Raw genomic sequence first — 14,624 nt, 5'->3', positions numbered from 1 at the left:
GTGACCGCTTCTCCGCATCCGCTCACGTCAAGGGCGCTACCCTCGTTCCCCGCCGCCGGTGGAGATGTCGCCGCGGCGATCCGGGCACACGATTGGTCGCCGTTTCTGCTCGGATCGCCGCAGGCTTGGCCCACCGCCCTGCGCCTCGCCATCGAGCTGATCCTCGCTTCGCCAGAAAGCATGTTCCTGGCATGGGGGCCAGAGCTGCTGTTCTTCCATAACGACACATACAGCCCGATCCTCGGCCCGCGTCGCGCTCACGCCCTCGGCGTTCCGATCGCCGACCTCTGGCCCGACGTCTGGGACCAAGTCCGACCCATCGCCGAAAGCGCGCTGGCGGGGGAAGCCAGTCGGTTCGACGACCTGCCCCTGACCATGGCGCGCTATGGCCACACGGAGCAGACGTGGTGGTCGTTCTCCTACTCGCCGTTGCGGGACGAGAGCGGGGCCGTCGTCGGGTTGTTCTGCGTCACCAACGAGACCACGCGGCAGGTGCTGGAGAGCCGGCGGCAGGCGTTCAACGCGGTGCTCGACGATGCTCTGCGCGGCCTGAGCGATCCCGTCGAGGTCCAGGCGGCGGCCTGCGCGACACTGGGCACGCACCTCGGTGTCGGCTGTGTCGGCTATGCCGAAGCGATCGACGAGACCGGTGAGCGCACGTACATCCAACGGGATTGGACCGCCCCTGGCTTCGCGAGCGCCGCGGGGCTTCACGTGCTCGACGAGTACGGGCCGGTTATGAGCGCTCAGCTGCGGGCCGGCTACACGGTCCGTATCGACGATACCGCCACCGATCCGACGACCGGCCCTGATACGGCAGACGCTTATGCCGCCATCGGAACGCGAGCGTTTCTGAACACCCCCCTCGTCAAGGGCGGACGCTTCGTCGCGCTGCTCTATGCGCTGCACGGTACCCCGCACCGCTGGACCGACGATGAGGTCCGGCTCATCGAGGAGGTGGCCGAACGGACCTGGGCAGCGGTCGAGCGGGCGCGCTCCGAGGTGGCGTTGCGCGAGGAGCGGCGGACGCTGGAGACCCTCAACCGGGTCGGGACGGCCTTAGCCGCCGAACTCAACCTCGAACGTGTGGTTCAGATGGTCACCGACGCAGGGGTCGAGCTGACGGGGGCACAGTTCGGAGCGTTTTTCTACAACGTGCTCGACCCTAAGGGGGAGAGCTACATGCTCTACACCCTCTCGGGAGTCGATCGCTCCGAGTTCGACAAGTTCCCGATGCCGCGCAACACCTCCGTCTTCGCCCCGACCTTCGGCGGGGAAGGCGTGCTGCGTTCGGACGACATCCTGACCGATCATCGCTACGGCAAGAACGCGCCGCATCGTGGCATGCCCAAGGGGCATCTACCCGTGCGCAGCTACCTCGCGGTGCCGGTCATCTCGCGCTCCGGCAAGGTGCTGGGCGGCCTGTTCTTCGGGCACCCTGAGACAGCGCGGTTCCAGCTCCGGCACGAGCACCTCATGATGGCGGTCGCGGCACAGGCAGCCATCGCGATCGACAACGCGCAGTTGTTCAAGGCCGCACAGCACGATCTCGAAGAGCGCCGCGTTGCCGAGGCACGCTTGCGCGACCTCAACGAAACCCTCGAACAGCGCATAGCGAAGGCTATGGTCGAGCGAGCGGCCGTCGAGGAGGCCCTGCGCCAGTCGCAGAAGCTGGAGGCGATCGGCCAGCTCACCGGAGGCGTCGCGCACGACTTCAACAATCTGCTCACCGTGATCAAGTCGTCGACCGACCTGCTCAAGCGACCCGACTTGCCCGAGGCACGCCGCCTCCGCTACGTGGCCGCGATCTCTGACACCACTGACCGCGCCGCCAAGCTCACGGGCCAGCTGCTCGCCTTCGCCCGGCGCCAAGCCCTGAAGCCGGAGGTGTTCGATCTCGGCAAAAGCGTTGCGGCTATCGGTGACATGCTTGGCACCCTGACCGGTTCTCGCATCCGGGTGGCGACCCAATTGCCGGCGGAGGCCACCTACGTCGACGCCGACCCGAGCCAGTTCGACACCGCCATCGTCAACATGGCGATCAACGCCCGTGACGCGATGGCCGGTGAGGGCGTGTTGGCGATCGTAGTCGAAGCAGTGTCGGGCATCCCGGCGCTTCGGGCTCATTCTCCCATGTCGGGGGACTTCGTGTCCGTGTCGATCACGGACACGGGCTCGGGGATCGCCGCCGCCGACATCGAGCGGATCTTCGAGCCATTCTTCACGACGAAGGCTGTCGGACACGGGACGGGCCTCGGCCTCAGCCAGGTATTCGGCTTCGCCAAGCAGTCGGGTGGCGAGGTCATGGTGACGAGCGTGGTTGGGCAAGGCACGACCTTCACGCTGTACCTGCCTCGCGCCGGACAGGACCGACGCCCGATGACGTCCGAGCCTGAGCCGGCGGCGCTCGTCGCGGGCCACGGCACGCGCGTGCTGGTCGTCGAGGACAACGTAGAGGTCGGGAGCTTTGCGACCCAGTCGCTGGCCGAACTAGGTTATCGGACGGTCTGGGCGGCCAACGCCGAGGAGGCGCTGGCTGCGTTGGCCAAGGAGGCGGCCCGGTTCGACGTGGTGTTCTCGGACGTGATGATGCCCGGCATGAGCGGGATCGAACTAGGGCAGGAGATCCGGAAGCTGTACCACGACCTGCCGGTGGTCCTGACCTCGGGGTACAGCCACGTCCTCGCGCAGAATGGAACCTACGGGTTCGAGTTGCTGCACAAGCCGTACTCGGTCGAGCAACTCTCACGTGTCCTGCGCAAGGTGGCGACGTGGCAGAGGCGCAAGCGCATCCTCGCTGGCTGATCCCTTTCCGTCGAGTTGCGGTCGAGCTGGTACACCATCGCATCTCGCCCCCGTTACGCAATCCTTGATGCCGGCGAAGACAAGTCACCAGTTCACTGAGGCGACCGCGACGAAATTCACTGCCTCGCGCGGCGGCGCTGCCACGAAGCGGACCTTCCGAATGTCCCAAAAGGGTCGTGTGCGGACCTAGCGGTTATGTCCGTTTCAATGCATCCGTCGTCCGGAAGCGGACGGGCCGAAAACCACCCATCTGAGCCGCTCGGGCCGGCGCTTCGTGTAGGCTGCATCTGGCCGAAAGAAACATGTCCGCTTCGGAGGAGACCCGCCGGAAAAGCGGACTGCCTCCTACCGACCCAACACGGTCGCCCCGCATTTCTCTGACTTAACCCGTAAGCGGACGTAAGCCGAGTAAAGGCCGGACTGTCATCATCCATGCGCCTAACCCAGCGAAACGGCATGCTCAGTATGCCCCCGTAGGATACCCTGCCAGCCGAGCCAACCAGTGCAGAGGCCGACCAGCACGAGTCAGCGCCGTCGAGGCATAGCGCGCCTGCCGGGCGAAGCCGCTGAAACCGCGGCGTCTAGTTGCAGGGATGCCAGTGGTCGTGCGAGCCCCCCGGACGGATCAAACCCCGCCCGGGAAGATCTCCATTTATCCAAACATTGTTCGGACGTCGAACAAGCCGCGCCTCAGCGATGGCAACGGCCGGCGGGGCCTCGATAGAGCCCGGGCGGGCAACCACGCGGAGCCCCCGTCATCGCCCGTCGGATGGCGCCCCGCGGTCCTCGATTGAGCCTGCAGCCGCCGAAGCCTCCGCGATGGGCGCCGAAGCCGCAACCGCCGCGAACCTGGACGATGGGCGCATCAGGGCCCAACCCGGGGGCCGCCATCGGCAGCGCCTGGGCTTGGCCGGCGATGAGCATGGACGTAGCCGCGGCGACGATCAAATTAGTGATCCTCATTTTGATACCTTTCTAAGTCAGCAAGCCGTTTCGACCGGGTTGCCGCTGTAGACGTCGCCGGACCGGGCTACGCACAGCTCGGATTACTTGACGCGGCAGGGACGCTCGGCTCGGCTGACATGCCCGTCATGGTCGACGTCGAGCCGGGCGAAGCGCTTGGTGGACACCGCATCGACCTCCTGTGCAGTGAGGAAGCCGTCGCCGTCCGCATCGATGGCCCGAAATCGGCCTGCCGGGTCGGATGGCCCCTTTCCGGGATGTGCCTCCCACCATGCCGTCCACTCCGCCCTGCTGATCCGGCCGTCGTGATCGGCGTCGGCCCGCATCAGCCGCTTCAGGTGTCTCGCCTGAAAAGTGGCCAAATCGACGCCGGCGGCCGCATGGTCACCAGATGGCGAAGGCGCGTTCGAGAGTGCCTGGGCGTAGGCGCCCGTGGTTGCGAGGAACACCGCAAGCGTCAGGGAAACGGTTCTCTTGGTCATGCGTGGACCTCTTATAGATGAAGGACCTCGATGACGGGCTGAACGCCACGTCACCGAGCGTCGGACCGCCGAAAACTCCCGTCACCAGTGGCGATGCCAACCGCCGCGCCATCCCCCACGCCATCCGACGTGGCGGTATCCGCCCCAGCGGTGCCAGCGAGGGCCGCCCCAGCCGAAGCGACGCGGACCGTAGAAGGCCGGCCGGTAGGCATAAGGGGCGTAGAATGGTCTCGGCCCGAGGTTAGGACGGCAAACGCCGTAGAACCCGCGGTGGAACCCGAGGCCGCAGCCGTCGCGGGCTTCGGCTACGCCTGCGGTCGCCAGGGGAGCAGCAAGTCCAGCCAACAGCAGCGTTGCCGACATAAGGCGCCTCAGCACCGTTCGCGTCGTCATCGTCTCGTCCTCCGATGGTCGGTTGCGATGGACAGACCATCTCATCCACCTGTCGCAGGCGTTTGCCGGGATGGCTCAGAAGTGTCGCAGGCGGTCGCGGATCCGGGCTGACCGATACAATTCGCGACATCTTTTCGACGCTGCGGGCGGGCCGGGGCGTTACATCCCGTGCTCGGGAGGAAGGGACATGGACGACGCGCACGTTTTGGTTGTCGACGACCACCGCGATATCCGCGATCCGCTCGCGGCCTACCTGAAGCGCCATGACATTCGGGTCAGTGTCGCGGCCGATGCGGCGGCCGCCCGTTCCGTCCTCGTGACGAGCGCTATCGACCTCGTCGTCCTCGACGTGATGATGCCGGGCGAGGACGGGCTTTCGTTGTGCCGCCACATCCGCGAGGCCCGCGATACGCCGGTGATCCTTCTGACCGCGCTGGCCGAGCAAACCGACCGGATCGTTGGCCTGGAGATCGGGGCGGACGACTACGTCACGAAGCCGTTCGATCCGCGCGAGCTCCTCGCCCGCATCAAGAACCTCCTCCGGCGTACCCGCGCGCTACCCCGTACTCGTGACACAGCCGACGGGCGCAAGCTGGCGTTCGACCGGTGGACGCTGGACACCGTCCGGCGCGAGCTCGTCGACGAGGCCGGCACCTCAGTGGCGCTCAGCACCGCGGAATTCCGGCTGCTCACGGTCCTGGCGAGCCATCCGCGGATCGTCCTCACGCGCGACCAACTCCTCGACCTGACGAGCGGCCGGACCGCGGACGCGTTCGACCGCAGCATAGACAATCAGGTCAGCCGCCTCCGGCGCAAACTGGAGCGCGATCCGACGAACCCCGCCCTGCTCAAGACGGTCTGGGGCGGCGGCTATGTCCTGGCCGCCGAGGTGAGGACGGTACCGTGAGGCTAACGCCGCACTCGCTGGGCGGTCGGCTGTCGCTCCTGCTCGTGCTCGCGGTCGTCGGTGCTCAGGCCGTGGCCTTCGCGATGTTCACGCACGAGTCGTCCCAGATCGGTCACGCCGTGGCCAGGACCCAGGTTGTCGACCGGATCGCCACGCTGGTGCGCCTGCTCGACACGATCCGGGCCGATACCGTCCCGAGCGTCATCGCGGCGTACGGTTCCCCCCGTCACCGCTTCACCATCGATGCCGGGAGCCTCGTGCCGGAAGGTGCGATGGGGGCGGACGAGTTGCGGCTTGCACGACGGATCGACCGGCGTCTGAAGGACGACGCCGGCCAAGCCCGGATCGCTCTCGTCGAGCGGGACATCACAGGAGAGGCGGCCTCCGATCGTATCGCCGACAGGCCCCAGGCCCTGCGCGTTTCCGTCAGGCTCGATGACGGACGCTGGCTCAATGCGGAGGCTCCGCTCGCGCTGCGGACCCCACCGTGGATGCGTGTCGGGCTCATCCAGATCCTGGCGAGCGTCGTCGCGGTGCTCGGCGTCGTCTCTGTCGCTAGGCGCGGGATCGTTGGGCCGGTGACGAGCCTCGCGAAGGCCGCCGAGATGGCCGGTCGCGGCGCCGCTTTCGAACCCCTGCCCGAGCGCGGCCCCAGCGAACTGCGGACGATGACGGCGGCGTTCAACCTGATGCAGGCTCGCTCGCGGGCGTTCGTCGCGGACCGGACGCGAATGCTGGCGGCGATCAGTCACGACCTGCGCACGCCCATCGCGTCCCTGTGGCTCAGGGCAGAGATGGTTGAGGATACCGCGTTGCGCGAGGCGATGGTGCGGACGCTTACCACCATGCAGCGGACGGTGGAGATTACGCTCGCCTTCGCGCGGGAGGACGCCTCCGAGGGACGCGGCAGCCGCCTTGACCTCGGTGCCGTCGCGCGGACCCTGGCCGACGACCACCGCGTGCTCGGCCGGGATGTCGTGGTGGATGCGCCGCCGTCACTTCCGTTCCACGGACGCGAGCCGGTGCTGCGACGTGCCCTCGACAATCTGGCAGAGAACGCCGTGCGCTATGGCGGCCGGGCTCGGATCACCCTCGAGGACCACGACACGGAGGTCTGCATCCTCGTAGACGACGACGGCCCCGGCATACCGCCGGACCGTATCGAGGACATGTTCGCCCCCTTCGCCCGGCTCGACGCGTCGCGCAGCGACGAAACGGGCGGTACTGGTCTTGGGCTCGCCATCGCTCGTTCCGCGATCAGGGCCCATGGCGGTGACATCACGTTGGCGAATCGCCCAAACGGAGGGTTGCGCGCGACGGTCACGATGCCGCGTGAAGCGTTCCCGACTTCAGCGGGTTCGTAGAGGAGCGGCGCCCTCCGCCCGTTGCGTTCGACGAAGGTCCGACCATGGCAAGCGTCATCCCTGCACCGGGGATAGACGATACCCACCGCGATCCGAGCCAACGTCTGGTTTCCCAAAAGCAGACCGGCAGCAAACTACCCACCCCAGTCATCCCGCCGAGCCTACTGGCAAGACCGAAACTGGCCGAAAGCCGCCAATCCGCTTCGGAGAAGGTTAGCCTGAAAAGCCGACGGTTCGATAGCGCCTCTTCCGGATGCCCGAAAGGACAGCTTGCGGGCGCTCGACCCTCGCTATCGGCGCCAGCAAGCGACCGGGCTACGTCGCGTGATGTCGACAGCCCCGCGAGAAGCGGGGTGTCCCCGGCGAGCCTGCTGACTACGAGCTCCGTGAGGCGGACAGGTCAAGCGCGGCCAATACGGTCGATCCCCACATTTGGCACGCTTCTTGGTTCTCATTTGCCAGCGCAGCGTCGCTCCGGCGGCAGCTAAAGGTTGGCGTGCCGTCGATGTGGTGAGGTGCCGGGCGACCGGATCTCCGCGACTGCCTAGAGCCTGTCCCGAGTTCCGATCCCTCCGTTTCACCATCGGCACGTAATCCGGCGGGTCGTGCGATCCGCCCTCTGAGGAGAGTCGATATGTGCGACCGCCACGGCGATTATCGCGTCCCAGACTTCTCGCGGTTCAAGCCCAGCCGCAGGCGCTTCCTCGGCGGCACCGGCGCGGCGCTCACCCTGGCGTTGGGCCCAGGCCTGAGCAGCCCGGCCTCGGCGGCCACCGGCATCCGGGCGACGCACGGGACCGGCTTCTGCAACCTCAACTTCTTCCTCGCCGAGGCGATGCAGCTTGCCAAGGATGACGGCCTCACCATCGACTTCGTCAACACGCCGACCTTCTCGGATCAGGTCACCTTCCTCGGCATGGGCCAAGTCGATGCCGGCGTGATGCCCTATACGAGCTTCATGGCGCTCTACGACGCCGGCGCCCCGGTCAAGATAGTGGCCGGCGGCGGCATCGAGGGCTGCGTGCTCGTGGCCCAGCCCGGCCTCGACAGCCCGGGGAAGCTCAAGGGCAAGACGCTCGGCACCTTCCAACTCGATACGCTGGAGGTGCTGCCCTACGACTGGCTGAAGAAGAACGGCGTCGCCTTCAAGGACATCACGGTCCGCTACATGGGCTCGACCCCGGAGGCCGTGGAGGCGTTCCGCGCCGGTGCCCTGGACATCATCTCGACGATCGAGCCCTACGGCACGGCGCTCCTCACCGACGTGAAGGGCGCGGTCAAGCTCTCCGACGGCACCGACATCTACGGCAAGGGCTACACCGATTGCGTGCTCGCCGTGCGTGACGAGCTGATCGCCAAGAATCCCGGCGCCGTCAAAGCCCTGATCAAGGGCATGATGAAGGCCCAGGCCCTGGCCGAGAGCGATCCCCAGTCCGCCCTGAACACGCTCGTCGGCTCCTACTACAAGACCTCCATGAGCAACGCTCAGCTCGCCATGGGCCGGCAGCCCTCGGTGGTGGACGCCCGCAACCAGACGCAGTTCATCCTCGACCGGACCGATTCCGTCGCCGAGATGGGCTACATCAAGAAGAAGCCTGGCCGCGACGCGATCGACTGGACCCTGTTGGAGCAGGTCATCGCCGAGAACCCGGATCTCTACGGCAAGCTCAAGCTGAAATCGGCCTGAGCGGATGGCCGTGGATCTCGCCCGCGCCGCCGTCCCGCAGGTCCGGCCGCGCCTCCCGTTCGGTCAGCGCCTCGCGCTGCCCGAGGGCTTCGTCCCGCTCCTGCAGCGGACCGGCTGGATGCTGGTCTCGGTTGGCTGCTTCGCCGGCCTGTGGGAGCTGCTCTGGGCGTTCGGCATCGCCGACGCCAAGCTGCTGCCGCCGCCGCACATCTTCCTCGGCAACCTCGTCGAGCAGGCGCGCTTCTTTAACACCGCCCAGCGCTGGCAGATCGGCACCGGCATGAACGCCGGCCCGAGCCCCGCCATGGCGGTCCTGATCACGGTGCTCGCCTCCACGGGCCGGGTGCTGGCGGGCCTGTTCCTGGCCGCGACCCTGTCAATCCTGGTCGGTGTGGCGATCCGCTACGTCGTCCTGTTCGAGCGCCTGACCCTGCCGACCATCACGCTGCTGGCGCCGGTCTCGCCGATCGCGTGGCTGCCGGTGGCGATCTTCATGTTCGGAATCGGCAACGCCCCGGCGATCTTCATGGTGTTCATCGCCCTGTTCTTCACGATGGTCCTGTCGACCATCCACCAGATCGACGGGGTCAACCGGAACTACATCAACGTCGCCCGGACCATGGGGGCGTCGAAGCGTCAGATCTACGCGCGGGTGATCGTGCCTGCGATCCTGCCGGGGCTGCTGGCGGTGCTGCGCCTTAACCTGTTCGGGGCCTGGATGGTGGTGCTCGTCGCCGAGGCGACCGGCGTCGGCTACGGGCTGGGCCAAGTGATCATGCTAGCCCGCAACACCTTCAACCCGTCGCTCGTGTTCTTCACCATCACGCTGATCGGCCTGCTCGGCTTCGCCTTCGACCTGCTGTTCCGGGTGGTCCAGCGGCGGATGCTCTACTGGCTGCCGCGCGACGCGGGGTCCTCCCTTGGGCTCTGACGTCGCGTCCGTCGACGCCGTCGCCTGCCGCAGCGTCGCCAAGGTCTGGGCGGCCGGCACCGCCCGTGCCCACGAGGCCCTGCGCGACATCGACCTGACCGTGCGGCCCGGAGAGTTCGTGGTGTTCCTCGGACCCTCGGGCTGCGGGAAGAGCACGCTGCTCTACCTGATCGCCGGGCTCGAACCCGCCTCCGGGGGCGAACTCCTGGCCTTCGGCGCGCCGGTCACAGGCCCCTCCCCCGAGCGCAGCCTGATCTTCCAGGAGACCTCGCTGCTGCCCTGGCTCAGCGTCTGGCAGAATGTCAGCTTCGGCCTGTCGCTGAAGGGCGTGCCGGAGGCCGAGCGCCGCAGCGTCGCCCGTGCGGCGCTCCAGCGGGTCGGCCTCGCCGAGGCCTTCGACAAGCGGCCGGATGAATTGTCGGGCGGCATGCGCCAGCGTGTGGCGGTGGCGCGGGCGCTGGCCATGCGCCCGAAGGTGCTGCTGATGGACGAGCCCTTCGCGGCGCTCGACGTCCAGACCCGCCAGAAGATGCAGGACTTCCTGCTCGACGTCTGGCGCGACAGCGGCGCCTCGGTGCTGTTCGTGACCCACCACATCGACGAGGCGGTGGCGCTCGCCGACCGGGTGGTGGTGTTCACCGCCCGCCCCGGGCGGATCAAGACGATCGTCCGCAACGATCTGCCCCGCCCGCGCGACCCGTTCTCCCCCGAGGCCGAGGCGATGCGCCGGCATCTCACCGAGCACCTGCGCGACGAGGTCGACCGGGCCTTCGCCGAGCAGGAAGCGCTCGTCTGACCCTATTTCCGATCGAGACGGACCCGACCATGGCCACATCGCTGATCCGCAGCCGGCGGATGATCACCCGCACCCTCGACCACGATTGCTGGGAGGAGATCGCCGACGGGGCGGTGCTGCAGAAGGACGGCGTGATCGAGGCGGTCGGCACCTACGCGGACCTGCACGCGCGCTACCCCGACGCCCCCGTGATCGGCTCCGGCCGCGAGATCCTGCTGCCGGGCTTCGTCAACGGCCACCACCATGTCGGCCTGACGCCGGTGCAGCTCGGCTCCCCCGACATGCCCCTGGAGCTGTGGTTCGTCACCCGCATGGTGGCGCGCAACCTGAACCTCTACCTCGACACCCTGTACTCGGCCTTTGAGATGGTGGGCTCCGGGATCACCACGGTCCAGCACATCCATGGCTGGATGCCCGGCAGCCTGGAGGAGGTCGAGGCGCGGTCCAACGAGGTGCTGCGCGCCTATCGCGACATCGGCATGCGGGTCTCGTACTGCTTCGCGGTGCGCGACCAGAACCGCCTCGTCTACCAGGCCGACATGGATTTCGTGGCGAGCCTGCCGGCGCCGCTGCAAGACCCGATGAAGCGCTGGTTCGAGCGTTTCCAGATGTCCCTGGAGGACAATTTCTCCCTGTTTCGCAGCCTGCATGCCGGCCAGGAGAGCGCCTCGCGTGCGAAGATCCAGCTCGCCCCCGCCAACCTCCACTGGTGCTCCGACGCGGCCCTCGAAGGCTTGTCAGGTCTATCCGAAGCTTACGACGTGCCGATGCACATGCATCTCGTCGAGACGGCTTACCAAAAGGCCTATGCGGAGAAGCGCGGGGGCGGCACCGCGCTCGAATATCTCGACCGGTTCGGCATGCTCGGGCCCCGCCTGACACTGGGCCACGGCGTCTGGCTCAACGAGTCCGACATCGACCGGGTCGCCGCGACCGGCACCTGCATCTGCCACAATTGCTCGTCGAACTTCCGGCTGCGCTCCGGCGTAGCGGCGCTCAACCGCTTCGAGGCCAAGGGGATCAACACGGCGATCGGCCTCGATGAGGCCGGCATCAACGACGACCGCGACATGCTCCAGGAGATGCGCCTCGTGCTGCGCGCCCACCGGGTGCCCGGCATGGACGAGGCCGGTGTGCCGAGCATGGCCCAGGTGCTGCGCATGGCGACCGTCGGCGGCGCCCGCACCACCCCCTACGGCGACGGCCTGGGCACGATCGAGGTCGGCAAAGGCGCCGACCTCGTCCTGATCGACTGGGACCAGATCGCCTATCCCTACCTCGACCCGGAGACGCCGCTCCTCGACGCGGTGATCCAGCGGGCCAAGACCGGCGGCGTCACCACGGTGCTGTGCGAGGGCGAGGTGCTCTACGCCGACGGGCGCTTCACCCGGGTCGATCGCGACGCCGCCCTGAAGGCCCTCCATGACGACCTGTCGCGGGCGCTCTCGGACGACGAGGTCGAGCGGCGCCAGCTCTCTAAGGCTCTGCTGCCGCACGCGAAACGCTTCTACGCGGACTACATCGACCCGTCGCGGCACGAGCCGTTCTACAGCCCGAGCTCGCGTGTCTGACGGCGTGCGGCTCCTCCTCCTCAACCCGAACACCTCGGCCGCCATGACGGCGCGGATGGAGGCCGCCGCGGCGGCATCGCTCGCCCCCGACGCGGCGCTCACTGCGATCACGGCCGCGCGGGGGCTGCCCTACATCGCGAGCCGCGCGGAGGCGCAGCTCGCGGGGGCCGCGGTGCTGGAGACTCTCGCGGAGCATCACGCCGGCTACGACGCTGCCGTGATCGCGGCCTTCGGCGACCCCGGCCTAATGGCGGCACGGGAGCTGTTCGACCTGCCGGTGGTCGGCATGGCGGAGGCGGCGATGCTCACCGCCTGCCAGCTCGGCCAACGGTTCGGCATCGTGACCTTCTCGGTCACGCTGCTGCCCTGGTACGAGGATGCGGTTGCCCTCGCCGGCCTGTCGGCCCGCTGCGCCTGCGTCCGGGCGGTCTCGGCCGGCTTCCGCTCGGTTACGGAGGTGCAGCACGAGCTGGCGGCCGAGATCGTCGCCCTGGCCAACCGGGCCGTCACCGAGGATGGGGCCGACGCGGTGATCTTGGCCGGCGCCCCGCTCACCGGCCTCGCTGCGCGGATCGGCGATGCGGTTCCGGTGCCGCTGATCGATCCGCTGGCGGCCGCCCTCGGTCAGGCGCAGGCCCTGGTCCGGCTCGGGGCGCGACCGCCGCGTGCGGGCCGCTTCGCCCGGCCTCCGGCCAAGCCCGCCACCGGGCTGGCACCGGCGCTGCGGCGCTGGATCGAGCGGGGCGACGTGGACGACGGCTGAACGACGCCGCTCAGTGCGGCGCGAACAGGCTGCCCCAGCCGGTGATCGCCGCGGTCTCGAGCCTAGCGAGGTCCATCGCCTTCCACAGGCTGACGGCCACGGAATCGTAGACCGGGATCCCGAGTTCTGCCTCCAGGGCGGGCGCGATGGCTGCGCCTGCGAGGTTGGTGCAAACGATGGCGGCCGCCTCAGCGCCCTCGCCCGCCACGGCGCGGACCATGCCGGCGATCTCGGCCTCGTCGGCCTCCGCGAAGGCAAAATTCTCCGACAGGCCAAGGTGCCGCTCGGCCGAGCAGTCGAGCCCGTTGGCCTGCCAGTTTGTTTGGATCTGTGCCTGGACGTCGCCCGTATAGGGGGTCACCAGCCCGACACGCGTGATCCCGCGCCTGCGGAACAAGTCGCGGAAGGCGAGCGCTGAGGTAGAGGCCGGCACGCCGGTCTGCCGCGTGATCGCCTCGGACAGAGCCGCATCGCTCGCAAATCCGAGCCAGGCGCCCGCCGTGCCGTTCCACAGGATCGCGGCGACGCGGGCATCGGCTAGCAGCTCCGAGGCGGCCAGCATCGGTGCCTGATCGAACTGATCGAGTGCGGCCGACGACAGCCCGATCTGCGTCACCCGCAGGCGCGCGAAATGGGCGGTGATCCCGGGTTGCCCGACCAGCATGCGTGCCGTCATCGGCTCGAGGACGCTGTTCGAGGATGGCGTCAGCATTCCGAGCCTGACCTTCGACTGCGTGTCCACCATCCTGGTTGTCTCCCCTGCGCCTCGGTGCGAGCCCGGCCCTCGTCGGTGGCAAGGATCGTTCCGGCGGGGCGGCACGATAGTGGCAGGGTGGCGCCGTCGCGGTCCGCTCCGGACCCGCGCACCGGGAGCGGCAGGATGGACACGGTATCGGCGATCGGTGCGGCGGCGCGTGCGCAGAGCGGCCGAGTGGAGGCGCTGTTCGACGACCTCGCCCGGTGCGGCCGCACGGATCCCGGTTTCGCGCGGGCCTCCTACAGCGCGAAGGACATCGAGGGGCACGCGGTGATGACGCGCTGCGCCGCCAATCTCGGCCTCGCGGTCGGGAGGGATGCGGCCGCCAAAACCGCAATGACCCGGAACGCACACTGAACCTGGCGCAGTGCGCTTGCAGGAATGGTGCGGGGGTGCAACCCAGGAAGGAGGGCCCCAGAGTCCGATTGATCTGACCGCCTCAGCACCAGTGCTCACGGGCTGACAATCCGGGCTGGCTCGGCGCGGAATTTCCGCTCCTGGGATGGCGCTGCAGTCACTTGCACGACCGAGATGGGCGCATGGCGGAACGTCCGGTTTCGGAGGGTGCGTTGCGGCTAAATGAGATCTACCGCCGACAGTGGCGTGCCGGGTAGCAGCCGGATCTCAAAAATAATCTCGCTACCTCAATGACATAGGTGTTCGCATTTTTGTTCGGACTGGCGCGCCATTCACAAACTGAGCCAGGTATGCCGGGTGCGGCGTCCGGTCCGTTTGTGACAGATCTCTCCAAAACCTCGCGTCGATCCGGATCGCGTCGGTTGTGACCTCCCCCCGATCGATGGTCGCACAGGCTTAGGCTTTCCGGAGCGGCACCTTGCCCTCGCGCCTGACCACCGCGACGCATTCCAGTGCGCCCTCCGCAGCGCGGCATCCCTGCGTCGGAGACGCGGCCAGGAACCAGGACAGACAGCGGCACTTGCCTAGACGGGCCGGCGCTCCGGCCGGCAGCGAGGTCCACCATGTCGAGCGATACCGAACAGCACCACGCCCTGCTGAGCGCGCTCCGAGCCGCCCACGGGCAGGGGGACGGCGCGTTCGAGCGCGCCGTGACCGACGCCTTCGCGCATGTCTTCGCGCATCTGGAGCGGCTGAGCAGCCACGTCGCGCTGGGCGGTCCCGAGGGCGAGGACCGGCACCTGAATCCCGGCGAATCGCCGACGCTGCGCTGAAGCCGGCGCCCCGGC

Annotated in this window: 14 protein-coding genes; 10 read left to right on the top strand and 4 right to left on the bottom strand. The window is 68.1% G+C overall.

Translation table 11 applies throughout. From position 1 onward, the window contains the following. Positions 1-2,805: a GAF domain-containing hybrid sensor histidine kinase/response regulator gene (locus tag AC3IF1_RS04340; RefSeq protein WP_489216122.1), complete on the top strand. Its 2,805-nt coding sequence runs from the start codon at positions 1-3 to the stop codon at positions 2,803-2,805. 690 nt (positions 2,806-3,495) lie between these two features. Here AC3IF1_RS04340 and AC3IF1_RS04335 read toward each other — a convergent pair. From AC3IF1_RS04335 to AC3IF1_RS04325, 3 genes are all read right to left on the bottom strand, one after another. Next, positions 3,496-3,768 carry a GCG_CRPN prefix-to-repeats domain-containing protein gene (locus tag AC3IF1_RS04335; protein WP_489216120.1) on the bottom strand — a complete coding sequence of 91 codons (273 nt, stop codon included), beginning with the start codon at positions 3,766-3,768 and terminating at the stop codon, positions 3,496-3,498. A gap of 83 nt (positions 3,769-3,851) precedes the next feature. Continuing rightward, a complete protein-coding gene (locus AC3IF1_RS04330) occupies positions 3,852-4,250 on the bottom strand; it encodes an EF-hand domain-containing protein (protein ID WP_489216118.1) in 399 nt (132 codons plus the stop codon). An 81-nt stretch (positions 4,251-4,331) separates the two neighbouring features. Beyond that, a complete protein-coding gene (locus AC3IF1_RS04325) occupies positions 4,332-4,643 on the bottom strand; it encodes a GCG_CRPN prefix-to-repeats domain-containing protein (protein ID WP_409564868.1) in 312 nt (103 codons plus the stop codon). Positions 4,644-4,830: 187 nt separating this feature from the next. Here AC3IF1_RS04325 and AC3IF1_RS04320 point away from each other — a divergent pair, with 187 nt between their 5' ends. The 7 genes from AC3IF1_RS04320 (at position 4,831) to AC3IF1_RS04290 (ending at position 12,662) form a co-directional block, all read left to right on the top strand. After that, a complete protein-coding gene (locus AC3IF1_RS04320; protein WP_489216116.1) occupies positions 4,831-5,550 on the top strand; it encodes a response regulator in 720 nt (239 codons plus the stop codon). Continuing rightward, positions 5,547-6,914 (top strand): ATP-binding protein, encoded by a 1,368-nt coding sequence (locus tag AC3IF1_RS04315; RefSeq protein ID WP_489216114.1) that lies wholly within the window; start codon positions 5,547-5,549, stop codon positions 6,912-6,914. The genes AC3IF1_RS04320 and AC3IF1_RS04315 overlap by 4 nt, the downstream gene beginning before the upstream one ends. 634 nt (positions 6,915-7,548) lie before the next feature. Next, positions 7,549-8,601 (top strand): ABC transporter substrate-binding protein, encoded by a 1,053-nt coding sequence (locus tag AC3IF1_RS04310; RefSeq protein ID WP_489216112.1) that lies wholly within the window; start codon positions 7,549-7,551, stop codon positions 8,599-8,601. 4 nt (positions 8,602-8,605) lie between these two features. Then, complete coding sequence (locus tag AC3IF1_RS04305) at positions 8,606-9,532, top strand: ABC transporter permease (protein WP_243972051.1); 927 nt, start codon at positions 8,606-8,608, stop codon at positions 9,530-9,532. Then, positions 9,522-10,328 carry an ABC transporter ATP-binding protein gene (locus AC3IF1_RS04300; RefSeq protein ID WP_243972049.1) on the top strand — a complete coding sequence of 269 codons (807 nt, stop codon included), beginning with the start codon at positions 9,522-9,524 and terminating at the stop codon, positions 10,326-10,328. The genes AC3IF1_RS04305 and AC3IF1_RS04300 overlap by 11 nt, the downstream gene beginning before the upstream one ends. Positions 10,329-10,357: 29 nt before the next feature. Next, positions 10,358-11,899 carry an amidohydrolase family protein gene (locus tag AC3IF1_RS04295; protein ID WP_489216110.1) on the top strand — a complete coding sequence of 514 codons (1,542 nt, stop codon included), beginning with the start codon at positions 10,358-10,360 and terminating at the stop codon, positions 11,897-11,899. A gap of 4 nt (positions 11,900-11,903) precedes the next feature. Beyond that, on the top strand, positions 11,904-12,662 hold the full coding sequence (locus tag AC3IF1_RS04290) for an aspartate/glutamate racemase family protein (protein ID WP_243972091.1): 759 nt from the start codon (positions 11,904-11,906) through the stop codon (positions 12,660-12,662). Positions 12,663-12,672: 10 nt separating this feature from the next. Here the strand turns inward: AC3IF1_RS04290 and AC3IF1_RS04285 are convergent, their stop codons facing one another. Continuing rightward, positions 12,673-13,407: a maleate cis-trans isomerase family protein gene (locus AC3IF1_RS04285; RefSeq protein WP_489216107.1), complete on the bottom strand. Its 735-nt coding sequence runs from the start codon at positions 13,405-13,407 to the stop codon at positions 12,673-12,675. Between the two features lie 135 nt (positions 13,408-13,542). On the opposite strand from AC3IF1_RS04285, the gene AC3IF1_RS04280 reads away from it, so the two are divergent. Together AC3IF1_RS04280 and AC3IF1_RS04275 are read left to right on the top strand one after the other, a co-directional pair. Next, positions 13,543-13,776 (top strand): hypothetical protein, encoded by a 234-nt coding sequence (locus tag AC3IF1_RS04280; RefSeq protein WP_489216105.1) that lies wholly within the window; start codon positions 13,543-13,545, stop codon positions 13,774-13,776. A gap of 623 nt (positions 13,777-14,399) precedes the next feature. Then, positions 14,400-14,609, top strand: coding sequence for a hypothetical protein (locus AC3IF1_RS04275; RefSeq protein ID WP_243972041.1), 210 nt, complete (start codon positions 14,400-14,402; stop codon positions 14,607-14,609). The last annotated feature ends 15 nt before the right edge of the window (positions 14,610-14,624 follow it).

The sequence above is a fragment of the Methylobacterium sp. E-012 genome (genome assembly GCF_057836545.1).
This window is presented reverse-complemented; position numbering and strand designations above follow the sequence as displayed.

Excerpts from the sequence above, each read along its gene's own strand:
- AC3IF1_RS04325 (WP_409564868.1), bottom strand. The coding sequence starts at position 4,643 with ATGACGACGCGAACGGTGCTGAGGCGCCTTATGTCGGCAACGCTGCTG.
- AC3IF1_RS04330 (WP_489216118.1), bottom strand. The coding sequence starts at position 4,250 with ATGACCAAGAGAACCGTTTCCCTGACGCTTGCGGTGTTCCTCGCAACC.
- AC3IF1_RS04295 (WP_489216110.1), top strand. The coding sequence starts at position 10,358 with ATGGCCACATCGCTGATCCGCAGCCGGCGGATGATCACCCGCACCCTC.
- AC3IF1_RS04305 (WP_243972051.1), top strand. The coding sequence starts at position 8,606 with ATGGCCGTGGATCTCGCCCGCGCCGCCGTCCCGCAGGTCCGGCCGCGC.
- AC3IF1_RS04335 (WP_489216120.1), bottom strand. The coding sequence starts at position 3,768 with ATGAGGATCACTAATTTGATCGTCGCCGCGGCTACGTCCATGCTCATC.
- AC3IF1_RS04285 (WP_489216107.1), bottom strand. The coding sequence starts at position 13,407 with ATGGTGGACACGCAGTCGAAGGTCAGGCTCGGAATGCTGACGCCATCC.
- AC3IF1_RS04275 (WP_243972041.1), top strand. The coding sequence starts at position 14,400 with ATGTCGAGCGATACCGAACAGCACCACGCCCTGCTGAGCGCGCTCCGA.
- AC3IF1_RS04320 (WP_489216116.1), top strand. The coding sequence starts at position 4,831 with ATGGACGACGCGCACGTTTTGGTTGTCGACGACCACCGCGATATCCGC.
- AC3IF1_RS04310 (WP_489216112.1), top strand. The coding sequence starts at position 7,549 with ATGTGCGACCGCCACGGCGATTATCGCGTCCCAGACTTCTCGCGGTTC.
- AC3IF1_RS04280 (WP_489216105.1), top strand. The coding sequence starts at position 13,543 with ATGGACACGGTATCGGCGATCGGTGCGGCGGCGCGTGCGCAGAGCGGC.